Origin of the sequence: Pseudomonas sp. Sample_21 (assembly GCF_004307525.1) — a bacterium.
GTDB lineage: Bacteria > Pseudomonadota > Gammaproteobacteria > Pseudomonadales > Pseudomonadaceae > Aquipseudomonas > Aquipseudomonas atacamensis.
This window is the reverse complement of sequence record NZ_RCNZ01000089.1, coordinates 148,735-173,679: the sequence shown is the minus strand read 5'-3', so window position 1 is coordinate 173,679 and position 24,945 is coordinate 148,735. Positions and strand designations below refer to the sequence as shown.

Sequence of the window (24,945 nt, the reverse complement as noted above, 5' to 3'; positions counted from 1 at the left end):
TGCGGGTTTCCTGCTGCGGCACCGGGTACTGGGCGATGTAGTAGATCGCGCCCTGTTCGGTGACCTGGCGGAATTTCAGCGCCACGCTGTTGCTGGTCAGGTCCTTGATCGTGCCGGTGACGCTGGCGATCACCGGTTTGCCGTCCTTGACCACCGAGACGTTGATCACGCCCTGGTTCTTGCTGCGGATCAGCTCGGCAGCCTTGGCGATGTCCGGTTGCAGGAACGTCGAGTTGAACGTGTTGTAGTGCACCGTGATGTCGCCGAAGGTTTCCTTGCGTTCACCTTTGATGACGTCCGCCGCCATGGCACTGGCGCTCAGGCAGGCGGTGAGTAACAGCAACGCTAGACGACTCATGTTCGTGCTCCTTCAAATGCCCAGGCTCAGACCGCGACTCGGTGGTCCGCCAACTGCGGACTGCTGACGCGGTAGATACCGATTTCACCTAACAGATTAGGCCATAGCTTACTGGCCCACCCGTGGCGGTGCTGTTGATCCACGGCAAGCCGATCAATGACCTTCGCATCACGTTCGCGGCACAGTTCTTCGAAATCCTCGAAGGTGCAGAAGTGGATGTTCGGCGTGTTGTACCAGGTGTAGGGCAGGAATTCCGAGACCGGCATGCGGCCCTTGCTCGCCAGATACCAGCGGCAGCGCCAGTGGCCGAAGTTGGGGAAGGTGATGATGCACTGACGGCCGACCCGGAGCATTTCGTCGAGGATCTTGTCCGGGTAATGCACCGCTTGCAGGGCCTGGGTCATGACGACGATGTCGAAACTGTTGCTGGCAAAATTGCCCAGGCCTTTGTCCAGATCCTGCTCGATGACGTTGATGCCCTTGGCCACGCACTCGGCGATGTTGTCAGCGTCGTTTTCCAGGCCATAACCGGTGACGTTCTTGTTGTCGCGCAGCCAGGTCAGCAGCTCGCCGTCACCGCAACCCAAGTCGAGGACGCGGCTGCCGGCGGGGATCCATTCCTGGATGATTTCCAGATCAGCTCTCATGGCTTTCTCACAACGAAATGCGGTTCATGTAATTGCCGAACGCCTGCAAATAACGCGGGATCGGAATCAGGAAGGCGTCGTGGCCTTGCGGCGCGTCGATTTCCAGATAACTGACGTCCTTGCGCGCGGCCATCAGCGCATCCACCAGTTCCCGCGAGCGCGCCGGGGAGAAGCGCCAGTCGGTGGTGAACGACATCACGCAGAACTTGGCCGTGGCGTTTTCGAAGGTTTTCGCCAGGTCGTCGTCGAAGTTAGCCGCTGGATCGAAGTAATCCAGCGCTTTGGTCATCAACAGGTAGGTGTTGGCATCGAAGCGCCCGGAGAATTCTTCGCCCTGGTAACGCAGGTAGCTTTCGACCTGGAACTCGACGCTGTGGAAGTCGTAGTTGAGCTTTTCGCTCTTCAGGCCACGGCCGAATTTCTCACCCATGGAGTCGTCGGACAGATAGGTGATGTGGCCGACCATGCGCGCCAGCATCAGCCCCCGCTTGGGGATCACGCCCGCTTCCTGGAACGAACCACCGTGGAATTCCGGATCGGTGAGGATCGCCTGACGCGCGACTTCGTTGAAGGCGATGTTCTGCGCCGACAATTTAGGCGCCGAGGCGATCGCCAAGCAGTGACGTACGCGATCCGGGTAGGTGATGGTCCATTGCAGGGCCTGCATGCCGCCGAGGCTGCCGCCGATCACCGCTGCCCACTGGCGGATGCCGAGCAGGTCAGCCAGACGCGCTTGGCTGTGCACCCAGTCTTCCACGGTGAGCACCGGGAAATCGGCGCCGAACGGCTTGCCGGTTTCCGGGTTGATACTGCTCGGGCCGGTGGAGCCGTTGCAGCCACCGAGGTTGTTCAGGCTGACCACAAAGAACTTGTTGGTGTCGATCGGCTTGCCGGGGCCGATGCAGCTGTCCCACCAACCGGGCTTGCGGTCGTCGACGCTGTGATAACCAGCGGCGTGATGATGACCGGACAGCGCGTGGCAGATCAGCACGGCGTTGCTCGCCTGGGCGTTCAGCGTGCCGTAGGTTTCATAAATCAGGTCATAAGCGGCCAGCGAACGGCCACAGGCCAGCGTCAGCGGTTCGCTGAAATGCGCGGTTTGCGGCGTTACCAGACCAACAGAATCGGCGGGAAAGGCAGTTGGCATCGACCCTGCTCTCGTTGAAATGAGGCGTAAGTCTAAAGACCGGGGGGGTTAGCGGCAAGCAGCCCTCACCCTAACCCTCTCCCACAGGGAGAGGGGACTGACCAAGGTGTTCTGTCGAACTGCGCCGACCTGATAATTGCGAGTCGAACTCCAATCTTGAGCTCAACACAAATCGGCTCCCTCTCCCTTGGGAGAGGGCTGGGGTGAGGGGCGCAGACGACGCCATATCAAGCCGAGCGCCAATCCCTCTCACCTCACATCAGCAAACGCAGAATCTCCGGCATCATCGTCATCGCCGCCAGATTGTTGATCACCAGCATGTCGATCAATTTCAGTGCAAGGAAGGCGAAGATCGGCGACAGGTCCAGGCCACCGAGATTCGGCAGGAAGCGGCGGAACGGTGCCAGCGCCGGTTCACAGATCTGGTTGACCAGTTCAGCGCCCGGATTGTGGCTGCCCGGTGCGACCCACGACAGGATCACGCTGATGATCAGGGCGAAGAAGAAAATCTTCAGGAACAGCGCGGTGACGCCGATCAGCGACCAGATCACCAGTTGCAGCGGGTTGCCAGTGGTGCCGTAGGTCAGCAGCAGGGTCAGCGCCATCAGCAGCAGTTGCACCAGAATCGCCAGCACCAGCGACGACATGTCGAGGCCGAACAGGCTCGGGATGATCCGGCGCAAAGGCTTGAGCAGCGGCTGAGTGGCCTTGACCACGAACTGGCACAGCGGGTTGTAGAAGTTCGCCCGCACCAGTTGCAGGACGAAGCGCAGCAGCACGATCAGCAGGTACAGGCTGCCGAGGGTTTGCAGCACGTAAACCGCTGCGGTATTCAATCCGATCATGTAAGGCTCCTTTATTTGCCCAGTTGTTCGGCCATTTCGGCCGAGCGGTGCGCGGCGGCGCCGAGTGCGGTTTCAACCAGCGCTTCGAAGCCGCCAGCCTGGAATGATTTGATCGCAGCTTCCGTGGTGCCATTCGGCGAGGTCACGCGGCGACGCAGTTCGGCGGCGTCGACATCGCTGGACACCGCCATGTGCGCGGCGCCCAGAGCAGTCTGCACGGTCAGTTGCTCAGCGATCTCTTTTGGCAGGCCAAGTTTGACGCCGGCGGCGGTCATCGCTTCGATCAGCAGGAAGAAGTACGCCGGGCCGGAGCCGGACACTGCGGTGACTGCGTCCAGTTGCTGTTCTTCTTCCAGCCACAGCGCAATGCCGACGGCGGACAGCAGCTCTTCGGCTTGCTGGCGCTGCTCGGCGCTCACTTCGCTGGTCGCGTACAAACCGCTGACACCCTGACGCAGCAGCGCCGGAGTATTGGGCATGCAGCGCACGATTGGCTGTTCGCCGAGCCACGCGGTCATGCTCGCGCAGGTGATGCCGGCGGCGATCGAAACCACCAGTTGATTGGGCTTGAGGCTCGGGCGAATCGCCTCGCACACGGCTTTCATCGCCTGTGGCTTGACCGCCAGCACGATGACATCGACGCCGTCGATGGCCTGGGCGTTATCAGCGAAGGTTTCGATGCCGTGTTCGGCGCTGACTTTGGCGCGGGTGTCTTCGCCCGGATCGCTGGCGCGGATCTGCGCCGCTTCCAGACCTTTGGCGCGCAAGCCGCCAATCAGACTGGCCGCCATGTTGCCCGCACCGATAAACGCAATACGTGTGTTGCTCATGTGTGGTCCTTATCTGGAAACGTTCAAGACTGGGAATAATCTCTGGCGCCAAACAGCGCGGTACCGATCCGCACCCAGGTGGCGCCTTGGGCGATGGCCGACTCGAGGTCGTGGCTCATGCCCATGGACAGTGTGTCGAGCGGTAGAGCGAGGCTCGCCTGCAGTGCCTGTACGGCGGCGAAGGCAGCGTCCTGTTCGGCGCGCTCTTCGGTCGGCTCGGGAATCGCCATCAGTCCGCGCAGTTTCAAGCGTGGCAACGCGCTGATGGCCTCGGCCAGCGCTGGCAGATCGGCCGGGGTGCAACCGGATTTGCTCGCCTCGCCGCTGACATTGACCTGAATGCAGATGTTCAGGGGCGGCAGTTCGGCCGGGCGTTGTTCGGACAGGCGTTGGGCAATTTTCAGACGATCCACGGAGTGCACCCAGTCGAAATGCTCGGCAATCGCGCGAGTCTTGTTCGATTGAATGGGGCCGATGAAGTGCCAGATCAAGGGCAGGTCGGCCAGCTCCAGCTGTTTGCCCAAGGCTTCCTGCAAGTAGTTCTCGCCGAAGTCGCGCAGGCCGGCGGCGTAGGCCTCCCGCAGGGCCTGGGCGGGTTTGGTCTTGCTCACGGCGAGCAAATGGATGCTGTTTTCGTCGCGGTGCGCGGCTTTGGCCGCTGCCTGGATGCGCGAACTAACCTGAAGGATGTTGTCTGCTATCGTGGACATCAAGAGGCGCCGGCGGTCTGTAGGTTCGCGGCATTCTACTGGAATTGAGGGACGCTATGGATATCACTGAACTGCTGGCCTTCAGCGCCAAACAGGGCGCTTCCGACTTGCACCTGTCGGCCGGCCTGCCGCCGATGATTCGCGTCGATGGCGACGTGCGACGGATCAATCTGCCGGCGCTGGATCACAAGCAAGTGCACGATCTGATCTACGACATCATGAACGACACCCAGCGCATCGAATTCGAGAAAAATCTGGAAACGGATTTTTCCTTCGATGTACCCGGCGTGGCGCGCTTTCGGGTCAACGCCTTTAACCAGAACCGTGGTGCCGGCGCGGTGTTCCGCACCATTCCGTCGAAAGTGCTGAGCATGGAAGACCTCGCCATGGGCGATGTTTTCCGCAAGATCACCGATGCGCCGCGCGGGCTGGTGCTGGTCACCGGGCCGACCGGCTCCGGCAAGTCGACCACGCTGGCGGCGATGATCGATTACCTCAACACCCATCGCCATCACCACATTCTCACCATCGAAGACCCCATCGAGTTCGTCCATGAATCGCGCAAATGCCTGATCAATCAGCGCGAAGTTCATCGAGATACCCGCAGCTTCGCCACCGCGCTGCGCTCGGCCTTGCGTGAAGACCCGGACGTGATTCTGGTCGGCGAAATGCGTGATCTGGAAACCATTCGCCTGGCGCTGACCGCCGCCGAGACCGGGCATCTGGTATTCGGCACCCTGCACACCACCTCGGCGGCGAAGACCATCGACCGCGTGGTGGATGTGTTCCCCGGCGACGAGAAATCGATGGTCCGTTCGATGCTGTCGGAGTCGTTGCTGGCTGTGGTGTCGCAGACGTTGATCAAGAAGATCGGCGGCGGGCGGGTGGCGGCGCATGAAATCATGCTCGGGACGTCAGCGATCCGTAACCTCATTCGCGAGGACAAGGTGGCGCAGATGTATTCAGCGATTCAGACCGGTGGGTCGTTGGGGATGCAGACACTCGATATGTGCCTGAAGGATCTGGTGACCAAGGGCTTGATCAGCCGCGAGCATGCGCGGGAGAAGGCGCGCACCCCGGATAACTTCTGAGGGTCGGTGGTGCGGCTGCCGGCCCCTTCGCGAGCAGGCTCGCTCCCACATCAAACCGCATTCCTTCAGCTGGAATGCATTCTTCTGTGGGAGCGAGCCTGCTCGCGAAAAGGCCTGTACTGCTGAAGCTGATTCAGGAGATCAAACAGCTCAGCGCTGGACTACGCGCATCTGCTGTTGTTCTTTCGGCAATACGCGCTTGGCCACGACGTAATGCTTTTCCCAGTACGGCTTGTTCAGCGTGTCGATGCTCACCGCTTTGCCACGGCGCGGGGCGTGGATGAAGCGGTCGTTGCCCAGGTAGATGGCAACGTGGTTGACCCGACGGCTCTTGATGTTGAAGAAAATCAGATCGCCCGGCTTCAGATCCTTGCGCTCGACTTTCTCGCCGTGACCGCTGGCCATGGCGTTGGAGGTGCGTGGCAGGTCGAACGTAGCGTCGTTGAACGCGTATTTCACCAGGCCGCTGCAATCGAAGCCTTTACTTGGGCTGCTGCCGCCCCAACGATAAGGTGTACCGAGGACGTTTACCGCACGGCTCAGCACATTGCTGCTTTCCTTGCTCGCCATCGGTGGCACCAGCTTGCTGCGGCTCTTGCTGCTCAGCGTGGTGGTCTTGCTCTTGCTGCTTTTGCTCGAAGGAGCCGAAGCATGGGATTTAGGGGTGAATCCGTTGACGTTGGGAAGACGTTGCTCACGATTGGTGGCGTGGGCGGCCAGTGGCATTAATAGGCAAATAGTCAGCCATGTCTTGAAAAATGATCGCATTAGGCGTGGCTCATAAGTGATAGCGCGCAACTTTATAACAGCTTTTTTTGCCGTTCCGAGGCCGTTCATCGATTCATTCCGCCGCCTACGGAACCAAAAACGCTCAAAAAGTACGCAATTGTCCGACAGAAGTCAGGTTTTATAAGGGTTTCGCGCTAGCAACGGTAACATTTGCCATACGTCGGCCACCTGTAAAAAAGTCACAAAGAAATGAAGAATATTTATCTATCGAGTGCAATGAGGTCTTAATGAACAGCTATCAGCTCCCCCGAGTGAAAGAAAAAGACACTCACAGCAAAGTCATCGGCTACCTGCTGTGGATTTTCGGATTCACCGGTGCGCACCGCTTTTATTACGGCAAGCCGGTGACCGGAACGATCTGGTTCTTCACCTTCGGTTTGCTGGGGATTGGCTGGCTGATCGACCTGTTTCTGATCCCGGCGATGGATCGCGAAGCGGATTTGCGCTTTGCCGCCGGGCCGATCGAGTACAACGTCGCGTGGATTCTGCTGACCTTCCTCGGTGTGTTCGGCGTGCACCGGATGTATCAGGGCAAATGGATCAGCGGCTTGCTGTATCTGCTGACCGGCGGGTTGTTCTTTATTGGTGTGCTGTATGACTTCTGGACCCTGAACGATCAGGTGTCGGTGCGCAACGCGCAGAATCGCGGCGCCTTCCAGTAAGTAGTGGCGAGGGGATTTATCCCCGTTGGGCCGCGAAGCGGTCCTGAATCCGAGAACGCGGTGGATTTGCTCCACCGCGTGCAATGGCTTCGCGACTGCTACGCAGCCGAACGGGGATAAATCCCCTCGCCACAATCTCCCTCAGCAGCAAGTCATGCCTGGTGAGTAATCCGCCCATCCACCAGCGTATAGCGCACCACGCCCGGCAGACTGTGGCCGATGAACGGGCAGTTCTCGCCCTTCGACAGCCAGTGTTCACCGGCCACCGTCGATGCCTTCGGATCGAACAGCACGATATCCGCCGCACCACCTACCGCCAGTTTGCCCGCCGGCAGGCGCAGGGCTTCGGCCGGGCCTGCGCTGAGACGTGCCAGCAGCGTCGGCAAGTCGAGCAAACCATCCTCGACGAGCGTCATCGCCAGCGGCAGCAGCAACTCAACACTGCTGATGCCCGGCTCGGTGGCGCCGAACGGTGCCAGTTTGGCGTCGCGCTCGTGGGGCTGGTGATGGCTGGAGATCGCCGAAACCACCCCGGACTTCACCGCTTCACGCAAACCATCGCGGTCGGCGCGGGTGCGCAGCGGCGGTTGCACGTGGTAGAGGCTGTTGAAGTCGATCAGCGCTTCGTCAGTCAGGATCAGCTGATACAACGCAACATCCGCCGTTACCTTCAAGCCACGGGCCTGCGCCTGAGCAATCAGCGCCACACCGCGAGCACTGGTCAACTGGCTGAAGTGCGCACGCACGCCGGTCTGCTCGACCAGTAGCAGATCGCGAGCCAGCGCCACGGTTTCGGCGGTTTCCGGGATGCCTGGCAGGCCTAGGAAACTGGCGACCGCGCCTTCGTGGGCGAGGCCGCCCTCGGCCAGATCGTGGTCCTGCGAGTTGAAGATCACCGTCAGGTCGAAAGTCGCCGCGTATTCCAGCGCCCGGCACAGGGTGCGGCTGTTGCGGAAGCTCTCCAGACCGTTGCCGAACGCCACGCAACCGGCGTCGCGCAGCGCGACCAGTTCGGCCAGTTGCTCGCCATCGAGACCTTTGCTCAGCGCGCCGATCGGGAACACCTTGGCGTTGCCGGCTTCGCGGGCGCGGTCGAGGATCAGTTCAGCCACGGCGGATGTGTCGAGCACCGGTCTGGTCTTCGGCGGGCAGCACAGGCTGGTCACGCCACCGGCAGCAGCGGCGCGGGTTTCGCTGACGATCGAGCCTTTGCGGCTGTAGCCCGGCTCGCGCAGGGCAACGTTGAGGTCGACCAGGCCAGGCGCGGCGACCAGGCCTTGGGCATCGATGGTTTCTACTGCGCTGAAACCGGCCGGTGCGGCGCCGAGGGCGACGATCTTGCAGGCTTCAACGTGGATGTCGGTGATTTGATCCAGGCCGCTGCTGGGATCGATGACGCGTGCGCCGAGAATGCTGAGCTTCACTGGGCGTTCTCCTGCTCGAATTGACGTTGCGCAGTCTGCCCGCTCATGGCCATGGACAGCACAGCCATACGAATCGCGATGCCGTAGGTCACTTGATTGAGGATCACCGAGTGCGGGCCGTCGGCCACCGCCGACTCGATCTCCACGCCACGGTTGATCGGCCCCGGGTGCATGACGATGCAGTCGGGTTTGGCCCCGGCCAGACGTGCGGTGGTCAGGCCGAACAGGCGATAGAACTCGCCTTCGCTGGGCAGCAGGCCGCCGGTCATGCGCTCACGTTGCAGACGCAGCATGATTACCACGTCGACGTCTTTCAGGCCTTCGGCCATGTCGGTGTAGACCTTGACGCCGTATTGCTCGATGCCGATCGGCAGCAGGGTTTTCGGCGCGATCACACGGATGTCCGGGCAGCCAAGGGTTTTCAGCGCGAGCATGTTCGAGCGCGCCACCCGCGAATGGAGGATGTCGCCGACGATCGCCACCGAAAGGTTTTCGAAACCGCCCTTGTGCCGACGGATGGTGAGCATGTCGAGCATGCCTTGGGTCGGGTGCGCATGCCGGCCGTCGCCGCCGTTGATGATCGCCACCTGCGGGCAGACATGCTCGGCGATGAAGTGCGCCGCACCGGAGTCGCCGTGGCGCACGACGAACATGTCGGCAGCCATCGCTTCAAGATTGCGCAGGGTATCGAGCAGCGTTTCGCCCTTGCTCGCCGACGATGTCGACACGTTCAGGGTGATCACGTCTGCCGACAGGCGCTGGGCCGCCAGTTCAAACGTGGTGCGGGTGCGCGTGGAGTTTTCGAAGAACACGTTGCACACGGTCTTGCCGCGCAGCAACGGGACTTTCTTCACCGCCCGGGCACCGACTTCAAGGAACGAGTCGGCAGTGTCGAGGATTTCCGTCAGCAACTCGCGGCGCAGGCCGTCGAGCGAGAGGAAGTGGCGCAGCTGGCCCTGATCATTGAGCTGCAGCGGGCGCTTGGTATCTAGAGGCGTCATCGCGAGGGGGACTCTCAATAGGGCGGATTAAAGGGTGACGTCTTGCAGTTCGAGCGTCAGCGGCTCGGGGCCGGACAACTTGACCCGCTGGTTGCCGGCCAGGGTCAGGGTGGCGCCGACCACGTTCGGGCGGATCGGCAACTCGCCGGCGTCCAGGTCCAGCAGGCAGACCAGGGTGACGCTGGCCGGGCGGCCGTAATCGAACAGTTCATTCATGGCGGCGCGGATGGTCCGACCGCTCATCAGCACGTCGTCGATCAGCACCAGATGCTGGCCTTCGATCTCGAAGGGCAGGGCGGATGGGCGCACTTGCGGGTGCAGGCCGTTCTGGCTGAAGTCGTCGCGGTAGAAGGATACATCCAGCGTGCCCAGTGGCGCATCGCTGGCCATTTCCTTGAGCAGCGCCTGCGCGACCCAGATGCCGCCGGTGCGGATGCCGATGTAACGCGGTTCGCTGATGTCACGCTGGGCAAGGTGCGCCTTGAGGCGGGTCGCCATCTGGCTGATCAGATCGGCGGGATTGGGCAGGCTCATGGTTGCTCCTTCGTGATTCCGCGCTGCGTCCTGCCGGACGAAGCTCGGTTTATAACCAAAAGAAAAGCGCCGAAGCGCTTGTCAGGATTCAAACAATGCAGTGTTTTCATCGAGCCAGCCCTGCAGCAGCAGGGCAGCGGCGATGGCGTCCACCGGGTTGTCGCGGTAACTGCCTTTCTGCCCGCCACGCACCAGTCGCTCGCCCTTGGCTTCGAAGGTGGTCAGGCGTTCGTCGTGGGTATAGAAGGGCAGGTTGTAGCGGCCGTTGAGGCGGCGGGCGAATTTCTCCGCGCGTACGCACATCTCGCTGGGCGTGCCGTCCATGTTCAACGGCAGGCCGACCACTACGGCGTCGGGTTTCCATTCTTTTATCAGCGCTTCGACCTGATCCCAGTTCGGCACGCCATTCTGTGCTTTGAGGGTGCACAGCTCGCGGGCCTGGCCGGTGATGACCTGGCCGACCGCGACGCCGATCTGTTTGGTGCCGTAGTCGAAGCCGAGAATCAGGCGCAGGGCCATCAGGCGTGACCTGCCTGGCTGGTGAGCAGATTGAGATCGATGCCCAAGTGCCGCGCTGCTGCTTCCAGGCGCAATTCGCTGCGGGTGTTGAACAGGATGTCGGCGTTGAACGGGCAGGTCAGCCAGGCGTTGTCGGCCAGTTCGGCTTCCAGTTGTCCGGCTTCCCAACCGGCGTAACCGAGGGTGATCAGGCTCTGCGCGGGGCCGACGCCGTCAGCGATGGCAAACAGCACGTCCTGCGAAGTCGACAGGGCCAGGTCGCCGTCCAGCTGCGCCGTGGCCTGGAACGTTTGGCCCGCCGGGTGCAGGACGAAACCGCGATCGGTCTGCACCGGCCCGCCGATGAAGATCGGCACATCCTGGCAGCGTGCCGGCGGCTCGATGTCCGGGCGCAGCTGTTCGAGGATGTCGGCCAGGTTCAAGTCTTGCGGCCTGTTGACCACCAGCCCCATCGCGCCATTGGCCGTGTGCTCGACGATGTAGGTCAAGGTGTGGGCAAAGTTCGGGTCGGCCATGTGTGGCATGGCGATCAGGAAGTGATGCTTGAGGTAGCTGGGGCTGACGTTTTTCATGAGCGCTAGTGTGGCGTTCGAGGGGCGAACTGACAAGCTGGAGATGCTGACAACAACACAGATCCATTATTGGAACAGAGCTTTTGTGGCGAGGGGATTTGCTGTGGTGAGGGAGTTTATCTGTGGTTAGGGGATTTATCTGTGCTCAGGGAATTTATCTGTGGTGAAGGGATTTATCTGTGGTTAGGGGACTTATCTGTGGTGAAGGGATTTATCTGTGGTGAAGGGATTTATCTGTGGTGAAGGGATTTATCTGTGGCGAGGGGATTTATCCCCGTTGGGGCGCGAAGCGCCCCTGAATCGCTTGATGGGTTCTGCCTGACACTCCATATGGAATGGTTTTGCGGCTGCTGCGCAGCCGAGCGGGGATAAATCCCCTCGCCACATAAATATTCAGTTGCTGGAGAGCTTGTCACCCCGGGCAAATTTCCAGGTGCGGATGATTTCCAGGCGGTCGATGTCCGACAGATCGCCGGTAAAAGGTGCAAACGGCGCGGCCAGGCGGACGATGCGCTGCGCCGCCTGATCGAGCAGCGGCTGGCCGGAGGATTCGAGCACCAGCACTTCATACAGCGAACCGTCGCGATTGATCGAGACCATCAGGCGCAAATTGCCGTAGATTTGCTTGCGTCGGGCTTCTTCGGGATAGTTGAGGTTACCGATGCGCTCGACCTTCTTGCGCCAGTCGTCCTTGTACCAGGCGCCCTTGTCGCGCATGGTCGAGGCCGCGCTCAAGCGGTGGATGCGCGGGCGCTTGGCGTACAGCTGTTGTTCCTTGGCCAGCTCCGCCTCGAGGCTGGCGATGTCGCTGGACAACTGCGAGCTGTCGAACGCCGGCGCGTCGACGGTCGGTTTGACTTCGGTTTTGCTTTCTTCTTTCTTGGTCGGCGCCTTTTTCGGTTTCGGCGCGACGGTGGTCACTGCAGCCTTCGGGGCGGCTTCCTGCACCACTGGCTTGGCGGCGGGTGGCGGGGTGACCTTTTTGACCTGATTGTCCTGGAACGGCGCGACTTCGGTGGTCTTGGGCAGGGCTTTCTTGTCCAGCGTGCCGCTGCCTTCCTGGTTTTCCTGAGCGAGAAAATCTGCCTTTTCCGGCTTCTTCTCGGCCTTGAAGGTGGCCAGGGTGATTTCCAGGGTTTTGCTGATCTGCTGCGGCTCGACCATGGTGAAACCGACGCCGAGCAGCAGCGCCAGGTGAATCAGCGCCGCGAGAAACAGGGTAAAACCGAGGCGATCGGCCGGGCGCACGCCACGATGGGCGAGTTCAGCGGGCAGATCGGACGGCAGAGTCATCGTAGAAAAACCAACATCGCGTTTTTTTGGGCTCGGCATGATAACGCAATGTTGGTTTTTAGCTGCAAGCGACGAGCTTCAAGCGACAAGCTGCATAGGGGCAGCTTCAAGCTTCAAGCTGACGCTGGCCGGCTTCAAGCTTGTGGCTTGCGGCTCGAAGCTTGCAGCTGCTTTTCGATAGCATCCATCAGCATCCCGCCGATGTCAGTGCCGAACGCATTGTCGATTTCGCGGATGCAGGTCGGGCTGGTGACGTTGATTTCGGTCAGGTGCTCGCCGATCACGTCGAGGCCGACGAACAGCAGGCCTTTCTCGCGCAGGGTCGGGCCGACCTGGGCGGCGATCCAGCGATCCTTCTCGGTCAGCGGACGCGCTTCGCCACGGCCACCGGCGGCGAGGTTGCCACGGGTTTCGCCCATGGCTGGAATCCGCGCCAGGCAGTAGTCCACCGGCTCGCCATCGATCATCAGGATGCGCTTGTCGCCATCGACGATCGCCGGCAGGTAGCCCTGAATCATGATCTGCTGCTTGCCGTGCAGGGTCAGGGTTTCGAGGATCACCGAGAGGTTCGGGTGGCCGGCGGTGTGGCGGAAGATCGACGAACCGCCCATGCCGTCCAGCGGCTTGAGGATCACGTCACCGTGATGGTCGGCGAACTGACGCAATACGTCTGGGCGGCGGCTGACGATGGTCGGCGGCGTGCACTGCGGAAACAGCGTAGCGAACAGCTTTTCATTGCAGTCGCGCAGGCTCTGCGGCTTGTTCACCACCAGCACGCCAGCGGCTTCGGCCTGTTCCAGCAGATAAGTGGAATAGACGAATTCCATGTCGAACGGCGGATCCTTGCGCATCAGGATCACGTCCAGGTCGCTCAGCAGCTTGTCCTGCTCGGCGTCCAGTTCGAACCATTTGTCCGGGTTGGCGAAGACTTTCAGCGGGCTCATCCGCGCCCGCGCCTGGCCTTCGGCCTGATACAGGTCTTTCTGTTCCATGTAGAACAGTTCCCAGCCACGCTTCTGCGCGGCCAGCAGCATGGCCAGCGAGCTATCCTTTTTATAGGAGATGCTGGCGATAGGGTCCATGACAATCCCGACGCGAACGCTCATTGGGTTTTCCTCGAAATTTGGCTACCGGATCGGTATTGAAAAAGTGCCGCCAGAGTGGCGCCGGGCGGGTTTCGGGTCAAGGAAAAACCCGTCGATAGATTGCATCTGGAGACTGTGCTAAAAAGGCTGGCAGATCGCGCCGCCCCATGGGTTTCAAGGGTTTCAGGCCATTATTCACAGCAAAACGGACAATTTGATTCGCAAAGGCGACGGTAGAACCCTCTTATGGAACAGCAGTCCAGCGCCTTGAAGGTCATGGTGATCGACGACTCGAAAACGATTCGCCGCACCGCCGAAACATTGTTGAAGAATGTCGGTTGCGAAGTGATCACCGCCATCGACGGCTTCGATGCGCTGGCGAAGATCGCCGACCACCATCCCGGGATCATCTTTGTCGACATCATGATGCCGCGTCTGGACGGTTATCAGACCTGCGCCCTGATCAAGAACAACAGCGCCTTCAAGGCGACGCCGGTGATCATGCTGTCGTCCAGGGACGGTCTGTTCGACAAGGCCAAGGGGCGGATTGTCGGCTCTGATCAATTTCTGACCAAGCCGTTCAGCAAAGAAGAACTGCTCAACGCGATCCAGGCCCATGTTCCGGGCTTCGCCGCCGTTTTGCCGCAGTAAGACACGCACAGTGACGCTCGGCCAGCGGGCCGGCAGTCGACCAGAAAAATGGGGAAGACCATGGCACGTATCCTGATCGTCGATGATTCGCCGACTGAAATGTACAAACTCACCGGCATGCTCGAAAAGCACGGCCATGAAGTGCTCAAGGCCGAGAACGGCGCCGACGGCGTGGCCCTGGCCCGTCAGGAAAAACCCGACGCGGTGCTGATGGACATCGTCATGCCCGGCCTCAACGGTTTTCAGGCGACCCGCCAGTTGACCAAGGATGCCGACACGGCGCAGATCCCGGTGATCATCATCACCACCAAGGATCAGGAGACCGACAAGGTCTGGGGCACCCGCCAGGGCGCCAAGGATTACCTGACCAAACCGGTCGACGAAGACACCCTGATCAAGACCCTGAACAACGTACTCAACGGCTGATCGCGCGATCATGAACGAATCGCTGACCGCGTTCGAACTGCTCTGGCAGATCGACCAGCGCTGCCGCCTGCTGGCAGCCGACCTGCCGTCGCAAGCGGCGCGCCCGGATCGCTGGAGCGGCATCGGCTTTCGCCTCGGCGAGCATTGGTATGTGGCGCCGATGGGCGAAGTCAGCGAAGTCCTGCATGAACCGCGCTTCACCCAGTTGCCCGGGGTCAAGCCGTGGGTCAAGGGTGTGGCTAACCTGCGCGGGCGGCTGCTGCCGATCATGGACCTGTGCGGCTTCTTCGGCCATGAGCTGTCGCCGCTGCGCAAACAGCGGCGGGTATTGGTGGTGGAGCATGAAGACGTGTTCGCCGGGGTAATGGTCGACGAAGTCATCGGCTTGCAGCATTTCGAACAGGGCAGTTTCGAGCCGCTGTCGATCAGCAAGCGCCAGGGCTCCAAGGCCGAATTCGTCAAAGGCTATTTCCGCCGTGAACAGAACTGGCGGGTGTTCAGCCTGTTCGCACTGGCCAGATCCCCGGTGTTCATGGGTGTGGCTCTTTAGCACGAACAACAGAACCCATGTGGACGCGGGCCATGTGGCGAGGGGATTTATCCCCGTTGGGTCGCGCAGCGGCCCCAAAAACTGCAATGCCTGACACCGTCAGCGCATGCGATATTTTTGCGACTGCTTCGCAGCCGAACGGGGATAAATCCCCTCGCCACAAGGCTCGCTCCCACAAGGGCCATGGCAGGTTTCATAGGCGAGGACCGATGACAAAAGCAAAAACAGGCAAGTCGGCAGAGGCATCGCGCAGTCGCGCGCAGATCATCGTGCTGTTTATCGCACTGATCGTGTTCATCATGCTGCTGTTCGCCAACTTCGCGTACCTCAATACCCAGGCGAACTACGACAAGCAGTACATCGGCCATGCCGGCGAACTGCGCGTGCTTTCGCAACGCATTGCCAAGAACGCCACCGAAGCGGCGGCGGGCAAGGCGGCCGCCTTCAAACTGCTCAGTGATGCGCGCAACGATTTTGCCCAGCGCTGGGGTTACCTGAAAAAGGGTGACCCGAACACCGGCCTGCCACCGGCACCCGTCGCCGTGCGCCCGGAAATGCGCGCGGTGCAGATGGACTGGGAGCGCCTGCTGAAAAACACCGATGCGATCCTCACCAGCGAACAGACCGTGCTGTCGCTGCATCAAGTCGCCGCAACGCTGGCCGAAACCGTGCCGCAGTTGCAGATCGAATACGAAAAAGTCGTGGAAATCCTTCTCCAGCGCGGCGCTCCGGCGGCGCAGGTAGCGATGGCGCAACGGCAATCGTTGCTCGCCGAACGCATCCTCGGTGCCGTCAACACCGTGCTCGCCGGTGACGAAAACTCGCAGCAGGCCGCCGACGCGTTTGGTCGTGATGCCGCGCGTTTCGGTCTGGTGCTCAACGGCATGTTGCAGGGCAACCCGGCGCTGAAAATCAGCCAGGTCGAAGACCGCGACGCCCGTGCGCGCTTGAGCGAAATATCCGAGCTGTTCCAGTTCGTTTCCGGCTCGGTGGACGAAATCCTCGAAACCTCGCCTGAGCTGTTCAAGGTGCGCGAATCGGCGAGCAACATCTTCACCCTGTCGCAAACCCTGCTCGACGAGGCCTCGCATCTGGCCACCGGGTTCGAGCATCTGGCCGGCGGGCGCAACACCGACACCATTGGCGGCTATGTGCTGGGCTTGCTGGCGCTGGCCTCGATCATCCTCATCGGTCTGGTGATGGTCCGCGAAACCAATCGCCAATTGCGCGAGACCGCCGAGAAGAACGAGCGCAACCAGAACGCGATCATGCGCCTGCTCGACGAAATCGAAGACCTCGCCGATGGCGACCTCACCGTGACCGCCTCGGTGACCGAAGACTTCACCGGCACCATCGCCGACTCGATCAACTATTCCGTCGACCAATTGCGCGATCTGGTGGCGACCATCAACCTCACCGCCGGCCAGGTTGCCGCTGCTGTGCAGGAAACCCAGGCCACCGCCATGCATCTGGCCCAGGCCTCGGAGCAACAGGCGCAGCAGATTTCCGAAGCCTCGACAGCGATCAGCGACATGGCCGAGTCCATCGATCAGGTCTCGGCCAACGCTGCCGAATCGTCGGCGGTGGCCGAGCGTTCCGTGGAGATCGCCAACAAAGGCAACGAGGTGGTGCACAACACCATCCACGGCATGGACAACATCCGCGAACAGATTCAGGACACCGCCAAGCGCATCAAACGCCTCGGCGAGTCGTCCCAGGAAATCGGCGACATCGTCAGCCTGATCGATGACATCGCCGACCAGACCAACATTCTCGCCCTCAACGCGGCGATCCAGGCATCGATGGCCGGGGATGCCGGGCGCGGGTTTGCCGTGGTCGCCGACGAAGTGCAGCGGCTGGCCGAACGTTCGTCCGCCGCGACCCGGCAGATCGAAACCCTGGTGCGGGCGATTCAGGCCGACACCAACGAAGCGGTGATTTCCATGGAGCAGACCACCACCGAAGTGGTGCGCGGCGCGCGACTGGCGCAGGATGCCGGTGTGGCCCTGGAAGAAATCGAAGGCGTGTCCAAGACCCTCGCGGCGCTGATCCAGAGCATTTCCAACGCGGCGCAGCAGCAGACGTCTTCGGCCGGGCAGATCTCGCTGACGATGAATGTGATCCAGCAGATCACCTCGCAGACTTCGTCGGGGTCCACGGCCACCGCCGAGAGCATCGGCAATCTGGCGAAAATGGCCAGTCAGTTGCGTCGTTCGGTGTCCGGTTTCACCTTGCCGGCGGCGACAGATAAAGCGTGAGTGGAGTGGTTATGGGTGATCGGCACGACTACGTGGCCCTGGAATGGGTCAAGGGCGAAATTGCCGAAACGCTGAAGCTGGCGCATCAGGCGATCGAAGCCGTGCTCGACGATCCGCAGGCCTTCCCCGGGCTGGACGAGTGCCTGGCGTACATTCATCAGGTCCACGGCAGCCTGCAAATGGTCGAGTTCTACGGCGCAGCGTTGCTCGCCGAAGAAATGGAGCATCTGGTCGAAGCCCTGCAACATCAACGCGTGCCGCACCGCGATGAAGCCCTGCACCTGATGCTGCAAGCCTTGGGGCAATTGCCGCTTTACCTCGACCGCGTGCAGAGCGCCCGCCGCGACCTGCCGCTGGTGGTGCTGCCGCTGATCAACGATCTGCGCAGCGCTCGCGGTGAAAGCCTGCTGGCGGAAACCAGCCTGTTCAGCCCGCCACTGCCCGAGCTGGCGCCGCTCGGCGACGAGGCACTCGCCGCGCTGGAACCGCTCGATCTGCCGAACGTGCTGCGCAAACTGCGGCAGATGCTGCAAATGGCTCTGGTCGGTCTGCTGCGCGAACAGGACGACCAGACGCATCTTGGCTATCTGGCCAAAGTCTTCAGCCGTCTCGAAGCGCTGAGCGGCGACGCGCCGTTGAGCCCTTTGTGGCAAATCGCCTCGGCATTGGTCGAGGGCATGCGCGAGGGCGTCATCGCCAACAGTCCGGCGCTGCGCAGCCTGTTCAAGGACGCCGACCAAGAGCTCAAGCGCCTGCTCGAGCAGGGCATCGTCGGGCTCAACCAGCCGGCGCCGGCCGAGCTGCTGAAAAGCCTGTTGTTCTATATTGCCAAAGCCGAACATCCCACCGGGCAGATGCTGACCATGAAAGATCGCTACTCCCTGGACGACGCGTTGCCCGACAGCGCGATGGTCGATGAAGAACGCGCGCGCCTCGCCGGCCCCGACCGCGATGCCATGCGCTCGGTGCTGGCGGCGCTGTGCGAAGAGCTGGTGCGGGTCAAGGAGCGCCTCGATCTGTTCGTGCGCAGTGACCGCCAGCACGCTTCGGATCTGGACAGCCTGCTCGCGCCGCTGCGACAGATCGCCGACACCCTCGCGGTACTGGGTTTCGGCCAGCCGCGCAAAGTCATCATCGACCAACTGGCAGTGGTGCTCAGCCTCGCCCAAGGCCAGCGCGAACCGAACGACGCCATTCTCATGGACGTCGCCGGGGCCTTGCTCTACGTCGAAGCGACGCTGGCCGGCATGGTCGGCACGGTGGAGACGCAAAGCGCCGAAGACGCTCGCCTGCCGACCACCGACCTGACGCAGATCCATCAGATCGTGATCAAGGAAGCGCGCATCTGCCTGCAACAGGCCAAGGACATGATCGTCGATTACATCGACGCCGATTGGGACCGCCAGCATCTGCAATCGCTGCCCGATCTGCTGACACAGGTGCGCGGCGCGCTGGCGATGATTCCGCTGGCCCGCGCAGCGAGTCTGGTCGAGGCCTGCAACGGTTTCATTCGCGAGCATTTGATGCTCGATGCCCACGAACCGGGCTGGGAACAACTCGATCATCTGGCTGATGTGATCAGCAGCCTGGAGTATTACCTCGAACGCCTGAGCGACGACCCGCAGGCACCCGCCGAACATCTGCTCGATGTCGCGCAAAACAGCCTCGCCAGCCTCGGCTTCTTTGCCAACGAGCAGCCCGGCGAAGCGCAAGTGCCCGTGCTCGATGAGGTACTCAGCCCCAGCGAAGCGCAGCTCATGCAGGATCTGCAAGCGCTCGATGACCCTGACGTCGTGCAGTCGCTGGCCGAGGTGCTGGCCAGCCCGCTGTCGGCGCTCAACCCGCCGGCGCGCAACAGCCCCGACAGCCTGATGCCGCCGCCGGCCGATGAAGAACCGGTCGACGATGAACTGCGCGAAGTGTTCCTCGAGGAGACCGACGAAGTTCTCGCAGTCCTCCACGAATACCTGCCGCGCTGGACCGCCAATCCGCAGGACCGCGCCGCGCTGACCGAACTGCGCCGGGCCTTTCACACCTTGAAGGGCAGCGGGCGCATGGTCCGCGCGTTGGTCCTCGGCGAACTGGCCTGGGCGGTGGAAAACCTGCTCAATCGCGTGCTCGAACAAAGCGTCGAACCCGGCGCAGTGCTGCGCCAGTTGCTCGGCGACACGCTGTTGCTGCTGCCCGAGCTGATCAACGAATTTGCCACCCAGCGTCAGCGCCAGCGCAACGATGTCGACCAACTCGCCGCCCGCGCCCACGCGTTGGCCAAAGGCGATGAGCCGCTGGCTGCCGAAGACACCGACGACGTCGCCGCGCTCGATCCGCTGCTGCTGGAAATCTTCCGCAAAGAAGCCGAGACCCACCTCGCCAGCCTCAACCGTTTTCTCGATCAGGCCGCCGAACAGGTGCCGTTGCCGGCCAGCGACGAACTGCAACGGGCGCTGCACACGCTCAAGGGCAGTGCCTCGATGGCCGGCGTATTGCCGATGGCCGAACTGGCGGCTTCGCTGGATCAATTGGCCCGCGAGTTCAAGGCGCATCAGTTGCCGCTGGATCTGGACGAGGTTGAATTGCTGCTCGAAGCCGAGGGCTTGTTCCGCGTCGGCCTGCGTCAGCTCAAACACGATCCGCTGGCGCCGATTGTCGGTGCGCAGTCGCTGATCAAGCGCACCGAGGCGCTGCTCGCCGAACGCCTGCAAGCGAGCCCCGATGGCGCTGCCAGCGGCCTGCGCCTCAAGCGCGATCCGCAACTGATCAACAACTTCCTCGCCCAGGGCATGGACATCCTCCTCGACGCGGAAAACCTCTTGCAGCGCTGGCAGCAGCACCCCGGCGAGCGTCAGGAACTCAGCGCCTTGCTCGATGAGCTGACCACTCTGGGCGAAGGCGCGCATCTTGCCGATCTGCTGCCGGTCGATGGCTTGTGCGAAGCCTTGCTCGACCTGTATGGCGCGGTGGAAGAAAGCAGCCTGGCGGTCAGCGAGCGGTTCTTCCACGAAGCGCAACTGGCCCACGAAGCGCTGATCAACATGCTCGACGAACTCGCCGCCGGCCAGGAAATCACCCCGCAGCCGGAGCGGATTCGCGCCTTGCAGGATCTGCTCGGCGAAGGTCTCGACCCGGCGGCGATGGGCCTGATCCGCAGCGACGGCAGTCGCACCCTCGATATTCGTGAGCTGGGCAGCGCCACCGCCCAATTGCAGCAATCGGTTGCCGCCCTCGAGCCTGACGACGAGATCGTCGAAATCTTCCTCGAAGAGGCGGTAGACATTCTCGACAGCGCCGGGCAAGCCTTGCAACGCTGGCTCAAGGACCCGGACAACGCCGCGCCGCTGTCGTCATTGCAGCGCGACTTGCACACGCTGAAGGGCGGCGCGCGCATGGCCGAGGTCGAGGCCGTCGGCGACCTTGCCCAGGAACTGGAAAATCTCTACGAAGGGCTGGTCGATCGACGCTACAACCACAGCGCCGCGCTCGAAGGTTTGTTGCAGCACAGTCATGAGCGGTTGGCGCTGATGCTGGAGCAACTGCAAGCGCATCAAGCGCTGACTCCGGCGCAGGATCTGATCGACGCGATCCGTCAGTTGCGTCAGGGCCAGGCCGCCAGCGAATCTGCCCCCGCAGCGGTCGAACACGACAACGCCGGGCATGATCCGGAACTGTTGGAAATCTTCCTCGAAGAAGGTTTCGACATCATCGAAAGCTCCGGCGCCGCGCTGTTGCGCTGGCAGGCCGAGCCGGGCAACCGTCAGGAAATCGAAACCCTGCTGCGCGATCTGCACACGCTCAAGGGCGGCGCGCGGATGGTCGAAATCGGCCCGATCGGCGACCTCGCCCATGAGCTGGAATTTCTTTACGAAAGCCTTTCCACCGGTGCGCTGCAACCGTCCGCCGAACTGTTCGCGCTGGTGCAGCGCGGCCATGACCGGCTGGCGCAAATGCTCGATGGTGTGCGCGCCGGGCAACCGTGCCCACCGGCCGATCGGCTGATCAGCGCCATCCAGAATTTCAGCCATCCCGCGCAGGTTGAAGCGCCGCCGGCGCCAGCTCCGGTGATCAAGCCTGAGGCAGCGCCACCCGCCGCCGATGCTGGCGCAGACATGGTCAAGGTCTCGTCCGAGCTGCTCGATGAACTGGTCAACCTGGCCGGGGAAACCTCGATCTTTCGTGGGCGGATCGAGCAGCAGGTCAACGATGCGCAGATTGCCCTCAACGAGATGGAAACCACCATCGAGCGCATGCGCGATCAGTTGCGCCGCCTCGACACCGAAACCCAGGGACGCATTCTCAGCCGCCAGCAAGTCGATGGCGAACGCCTCGGTTACGAAGATTTCGATCCGCTGGAAATGGACCGCCATTCGCAGCTCCAGCAACTGTCGCGGGCGCTGTTCGAATCCGCCTCGGACCTGCTCGACCTCAAGGAAACCCTCGACCGCCGCAACCACGATGCGGAGAACCTGTTGCAGCAACAGGGGCGGATCAACACCGAATTGCAGGAAGGCCTGATGCGCACGCGCATGGTGCCGTTCGAACGCATGGTGCCGCGTCTGAAACGCATCGTTCGTCAGGTCGCCGAAGAGCTGGGCAAGGATGTCGCATTCGTCGTCGGCAACGCTGATGGCGAGATGGATCGCAACGTACTGGAGCGCATGGCCGCGCCGCTGGAACACATGCTGCGCAACGCCGTCGACCATGGCCTCGAATCTGCCGAGGTGCGATTGGCGGCGGGTAAACCGGCGCAAGGGCAGATCACCCTCGATCTGTCGCGCGAGGGCGGCGACATGGTTTTCGACATCCGCGATGACGGCGCCGGGGTGCCGCTGGAAGCCGTGCGGCGCAAGGCGATCAAACGCGGTCTGCTGGCGCCCGACGCCGAGATCAGCGACCGCGATGTGTTGCAGTTCATTCTCCAGCCGGGTTTCTCCACGGCGGAAAAGATCACCCAGATTTCCGGGCGTGGCGTCGGCATGGACGTGGTCCACGAAGAGGTGCGCCAACTCGGCGGCAGCATGAGCATCGATTCGGTGCCGGGGCAGGGCGTGCATTTCCGTATTCGCTTGCCGTTCACCGTGTCGGTCAACCGCGCGCTGATGGTGCAGTGCGCTGAGGATCAATACGCGATTCCGCTGAACACCATCGAAGGCATCGTGCGTGTGTTGCCGAATGATCTGGAAGGGCACTTCCGTCAGGATCCGCCGAGTTATCAATACGGCGGCCAGCGTTATGAGCTGTGCTATCTCGGCGAGCTGTTGAAGACTGCGCCACGGCCGAAACTGCTCGGGCAGAACCTGCCGTTGCCGGTGCTGCTGGTGCATTGCAACGACCGCCATGTTGCGGTGCTGGTCGACTCCATGGCCGGCACCCGCGAGATCGTGGTCAAGAGCCTCGGCCCGCAATTCGCGGCGGTGCAGGGCGTGTCGGGGGCGACGATTCTCGGCGACGGCAGGGTGGTGTTGATTCTGGATCTGCTCGCACCGATCCGCGCGATGCAGGCGCGCCTGGCGCAAGAGCCGGCGCGCACGGAGATCGACAGCGAGCCGCACAAGCCGCTGCTGATCATGGTCGTCGATGACTCGGTGACGGTGCGCAAGGTCACCAGCCGTTTGCTCGAGCGCCATGGCATGAACGTGCTGACTGCCAAGGACGGTGTCGATGCGATGCTGCTGCTCGAAGAGCACATGCCCGATCTGATGCTGCTCGACATCGAAATGCCGCGCATGGACGGCTTCGAAGTCGCCACCCAGGTGCGCGCCGACGAACGCCTGCGCCACTTGCCGATCATCATGATCACCTCGCGCACCGGGCAGAAACACCGCGACCGCGCCATGGCCATCGGCGTCAACGACTACCTCGGCAAGCCGTATCAGGAATCGGTGTTGCTGGAGAGCATCGCCCAGTGGAGCAAGAAACATGCATGAGCACCGGCACAACCCGCGCACCAGCCAGCTTACCGGGCTGCTGCTGCCGCTGGCCGATCGCAACCTGATCCTGCCCAATGTCGCCATCGCCGAGCTGATCGACTACCAGGCCAGCGCCTTCGACCTCGACACGCCGCCGTGGTACCTGGGCCGGGTAACGTGGCGCGAGCGGCAGATTCCGCTGATCAGTTTCGAATCGGCCTGCGGGCAGAAAATCGTCATCGGCGAACGGGCGCGGATCGTCATTCTGAATGCGCTGGGCGGCTTGCCCGAGCTGAGATTCATCGCCCTGTTGGTGCAGGGGATTCCTCGGTCGTACAAGCTCGACAGTCAGTTGAGTTATGTCGATGTGCCGTTGTGTGCGCTGGAGCAGGCGGCGGTGCAGGTGGGCGAGCAGGTGGCGAAGGTGCCGGATTTGTTGGGGCTGGAGCAGTTACTGGTGGATGCGGGATTGGCCCGCTGATCCAAGGCTTGACTGATCGTTCCCACGCGCAGCAAAGGAATGCAGCCCGGGACGCTCCGCGTCCCTTTCAGAAGCCGAACGCGGAGCGTCCGTGGAGGCATTCCCACGCAGAGCGTAGGAACGATCAACATCAAGCCACGCCTGTGTTTAAAGACACCCAGTGTTACGCCGCACCAGCCTACAAATCCTTGCGCCGCTGCCTACGCCTGCGCCAGAATCCGCCGGCTTGTGCGCCCAGGGCTTGCTGCGTAACTTGGATCGGGTCACTGATTCCCAGTGATCGGGTTTAGTAGCCCGCGGTAATTCTGCTGGTCGTGCATTCATCACAGGTGTTCCGCATCTGAGCTTGATGGTGGCTGTACGTAGGGCGCTTCGGCGCGCCGGCTTAAGCTGAGTTCCCCGGTCTACTAACCTGCGTACAGTCGCCTCCCTTTCGTTTAGTAGCCAAGGGGTTGGCGCTCAACAACGGGAACACAGCTCATGTTCAAAGTAACGCCAAACCCGCCGACCAAAGACCCGGCATCGCCCTACCAATCCCCCGACTCAAAGAAATTCCACGAAGCCGCCGAGCGTGCCCTCGACCATTACCTCGGCCCTCCGACCGCCGACTTCATGGCCCCGCCGTACATCCCCAATACGCTGTACATGGCCAACCCCGAAGCCGACACCGAGTCCTTGCTGGCCGACGCCTGTGAAACCCTTGGTTCGGCGACAGTCATGTTGCACAACCACGCCGCCTCGGTGGACGGCTCACAGCGCAAGACCCTGCAGGGCATCGCGCAGATTGTCATGGTGGCGGAGATGGCGGTGAATCGCGTGCTGGACAAAATGGTGCCAACCGACTGAAAGCCCCTCACCCCAGCCCTCTCCCAGAGGGAGAGGGAGCCGACCGAGGTGTCTCGCGTCCTACATCGACCTGAATGACCGAGTCGATTATGGATTCACTACAACCGGTTCAGGTCGGCGTCATTCCCAAGCATCCCCCAATCAGTCCCCTCTCACTCCGGGAGAGGGCCAGGGTGAGGGGCTGTTGATTTTTCATTTCTGGATTCACCACGGCTGGTTCAGGTCGGCGTCATTCCCAAGCATCCCCCAATCGGTTCCTTCTCCCCCCGGGAGAGGGCTAGGGTGAGGGGCTGTTGATTTTTCGTTTCGGGATTCACCACGGC

General features: G+C 61.9%; 23 protein-coding genes. 9 read left to right on the top strand and 14 right to left on the bottom strand.

What is annotated here, in order from left to right; all coding sequences use genetic code 11:
- The 6 genes from D8U71_RS17495 to D8U71_RS17470 form a co-directional block, all read right to left on the bottom strand.
- The coding region (locus D8U71_RS17495) for a DUF4426 domain-containing protein (RefSeq protein WP_130888302.1) at positions 1 to 358 on the bottom strand (358 nt) is incomplete at its 3' end.
- Positions 359 to 384: 26 nt separating this feature from the next.
- Positions 385 to 1,005, bottom strand: coding sequence for a methionine biosynthesis protein MetW (gene metW, locus D8U71_RS17490; RefSeq protein ID WP_024014659.1), 621 nt, complete (start codon positions 1,003 to 1,005; stop codon positions 385 to 387).
- Positions 1,006 to 1,012: 7 nt separating this feature from the next.
- Positions 1,013 to 2,152, bottom strand: a complete 1,140-nt coding sequence (locus D8U71_RS17485) for a homoserine O-acetyltransferase (protein ID WP_130888301.1) — start codon at positions 2,150 to 2,152, stop codon at positions 1,013 to 1,015.
- Positions 2,153 to 2,406: 254 nt separating this feature from the next.
- Positions 2,407 to 2,997, bottom strand: a complete 591-nt coding sequence (locus D8U71_RS17480; RefSeq protein WP_016772729.1) for a YggT family protein — start codon at positions 2,995 to 2,997, stop codon at positions 2,407 to 2,409.
- An 11-nt stretch (positions 2,998 to 3,008) separates the two neighbouring features.
- Positions 3,009 to 3,827 (bottom strand): pyrroline-5-carboxylate reductase, encoded by an 819-nt coding sequence (proC, locus tag D8U71_RS17475; protein WP_016772730.1) that lies wholly within the window; start codon positions 3,825 to 3,827, stop codon positions 3,009 to 3,011.
- A 23-nt stretch (positions 3,828 to 3,850) separates the two neighbouring features.
- On the bottom strand, positions 3,851 to 4,537 hold the full coding sequence (locus D8U71_RS17470) for a YggS family pyridoxal phosphate-dependent enzyme (RefSeq protein WP_016772731.1): 687 nt from the start codon (positions 4,535 to 4,537) through the stop codon (positions 3,851 to 3,853).
- A gap of 56 nt (positions 4,538 to 4,593) precedes the next feature.
- On the opposite strand from D8U71_RS17470, the gene D8U71_RS17465 reads away from it, so the two are divergent.
- The gene (locus tag D8U71_RS17465; RefSeq protein ID WP_016772732.1) at positions 4,594 to 5,628 is read left to right on the top strand and encodes a type IV pilus twitching motility protein PilT; all 1,035 of its coding nucleotides are present in this window, start codon (positions 4,594 to 4,596) and stop codon (positions 5,626 to 5,628) included.
- 150 nt (positions 5,629 to 5,778) lie between these two features.
- Here the strand turns inward: D8U71_RS17465 and D8U71_RS17460 are convergent, their stop codons facing one another.
- Positions 5,779 to 6,396, bottom strand: coding sequence for a C40 family peptidase (locus D8U71_RS17460; RefSeq protein WP_130888300.1), 618 nt, complete (start codon positions 6,394 to 6,396; stop codon positions 5,779 to 5,781).
- A gap of 248 nt (positions 6,397 to 6,644) precedes the next feature.
- Here D8U71_RS17460 and D8U71_RS17455 point away from each other — a divergent pair, with 248 nt between their 5' ends.
- Positions 6,645 to 7,079, top strand: coding sequence for a TM2 domain-containing protein (locus D8U71_RS17455; RefSeq protein WP_016772734.1), 435 nt, complete (start codon positions 6,645 to 6,647; stop codon positions 7,077 to 7,079).
- Positions 7,080 to 7,231: 152 nt separating this feature from the next.
- Here the strand turns inward: D8U71_RS17455 and D8U71_RS17450 are convergent, their stop codons facing one another.
- The 7 genes from D8U71_RS17450 to gshB form a co-directional block, all read right to left on the bottom strand.
- Positions 7,232 to 8,503 (bottom strand): dihydroorotase, encoded by a 1,272-nt coding sequence (locus D8U71_RS17450; protein ID WP_130888299.1) that lies wholly within the window; start codon positions 8,501 to 8,503, stop codon positions 7,232 to 7,234.
- Entirely contained in the window at positions 8,500 to 9,504 is a 1,005-nt protein-coding gene (locus D8U71_RS17445) for an aspartate carbamoyltransferase catalytic subunit (RefSeq protein WP_016772736.1), read from the bottom strand. The genes D8U71_RS17450 and D8U71_RS17445 overlap by 4 nt, the downstream gene beginning before the upstream one ends.
- A 27-nt stretch (positions 9,505 to 9,531) precedes the next feature.
- Positions 9,532 to 10,038, bottom strand: coding sequence for a bifunctional pyr operon transcriptional regulator/uracil phosphoribosyltransferase PyrR (pyrR, locus tag D8U71_RS17440; RefSeq protein WP_130888298.1), 507 nt, complete (start codon positions 10,036 to 10,038; stop codon positions 9,532 to 9,534).
- Between the two features lie 81 nt (positions 10,039 to 10,119).
- Positions 10,120 to 10,557 (bottom strand): Holliday junction resolvase RuvX, encoded by a 438-nt coding sequence (ruvX, locus tag D8U71_RS17435; protein WP_016772738.1) that lies wholly within the window; start codon positions 10,555 to 10,557, stop codon positions 10,120 to 10,122.
- Positions 10,557 to 11,129, bottom strand: coding sequence for a YqgE/AlgH family protein (locus D8U71_RS17430; RefSeq protein ID WP_016772739.1), 573 nt, complete (start codon positions 11,127 to 11,129; stop codon positions 10,557 to 10,559). The genes ruvX and D8U71_RS17430 overlap by 1 nt, the downstream gene beginning before the upstream one ends.
- Positions 11,130 to 11,522: 393 nt before the next feature.
- Complete coding sequence (locus D8U71_RS17425) at positions 11,523 to 12,422, bottom strand: energy transducer TonB (RefSeq protein WP_024014654.1); 900 nt, start codon at positions 12,420 to 12,422, stop codon at positions 11,523 to 11,525.
- Between the two features lie 134 nt (positions 12,423 to 12,556).
- Positions 12,557 to 13,528, bottom strand: a complete 972-nt coding sequence (gshB, locus tag D8U71_RS17420; protein WP_042606571.1) for a glutathione synthase — start codon at positions 13,526 to 13,528, stop codon at positions 12,557 to 12,559.
- A 225-nt stretch (positions 13,529 to 13,753) separates the two neighbouring features.
- On the opposite strand from gshB, the gene pilG reads away from it, so the two are divergent.
- From pilG to D8U71_RS17385, 7 genes are all read left to right on the top strand, one after another.
- Positions 13,754 to 14,158 (top strand): twitching motility response regulator PilG, encoded by a 405-nt coding sequence (pilG, locus tag D8U71_RS17415; protein ID WP_016772743.1) that lies wholly within the window; start codon positions 13,754 to 13,756, stop codon positions 14,156 to 14,158.
- 60 nt (positions 14,159 to 14,218) lie between these two features.
- Positions 14,219 to 14,584: a twitching motility response regulator PilH gene (pilH, locus tag D8U71_RS17410; protein ID WP_130888297.1), complete on the top strand. Its 366-nt coding sequence runs from the start codon at positions 14,219 to 14,221 to the stop codon at positions 14,582 to 14,584.
- A 10-nt stretch (positions 14,585 to 14,594) separates the two neighbouring features.
- Positions 14,595 to 15,134 (top strand): chemotaxis protein CheW, encoded by a 540-nt coding sequence (locus tag D8U71_RS17405; RefSeq protein ID WP_016772745.1) that lies wholly within the window; start codon positions 14,595 to 14,597, stop codon positions 15,132 to 15,134.
- 209 nt (positions 15,135 to 15,343) lie between these two features.
- Positions 15,344 to 17,392 (top strand): methyl-accepting chemotaxis protein, encoded by a 2,049-nt coding sequence (locus D8U71_RS17400; RefSeq protein WP_016772746.1) that lies wholly within the window; start codon positions 15,344 to 15,346, stop codon positions 17,390 to 17,392.
- An 11-nt stretch (positions 17,393 to 17,403) separates the two neighbouring features.
- Positions 17,404 to 23,313, top strand: coding sequence for an Hpt domain-containing protein (locus D8U71_RS17395; RefSeq protein WP_130888296.1), 5,910 nt, complete (start codon positions 17,404 to 17,406; stop codon positions 23,311 to 23,313).
- Positions 23,306 to 23,776: a chemotaxis protein CheW gene (locus D8U71_RS17390; protein WP_071172230.1), complete on the top strand. Its 471-nt coding sequence runs from the start codon at positions 23,306 to 23,308 to the stop codon at positions 23,774 to 23,776. Before D8U71_RS17395 ends, D8U71_RS17390 begins: the two co-directional genes overlap by 8 nt.
- Before the next feature lie 480 nt (positions 23,777 to 24,256).
- Entirely contained in the window at positions 24,257 to 24,622 is a 366-nt protein-coding gene (locus D8U71_RS17385; RefSeq protein WP_130888295.1) for a hypothetical protein, read from the top strand.
- Positions 24,623 to 24,945: the final 323 nt, after the last annotated feature.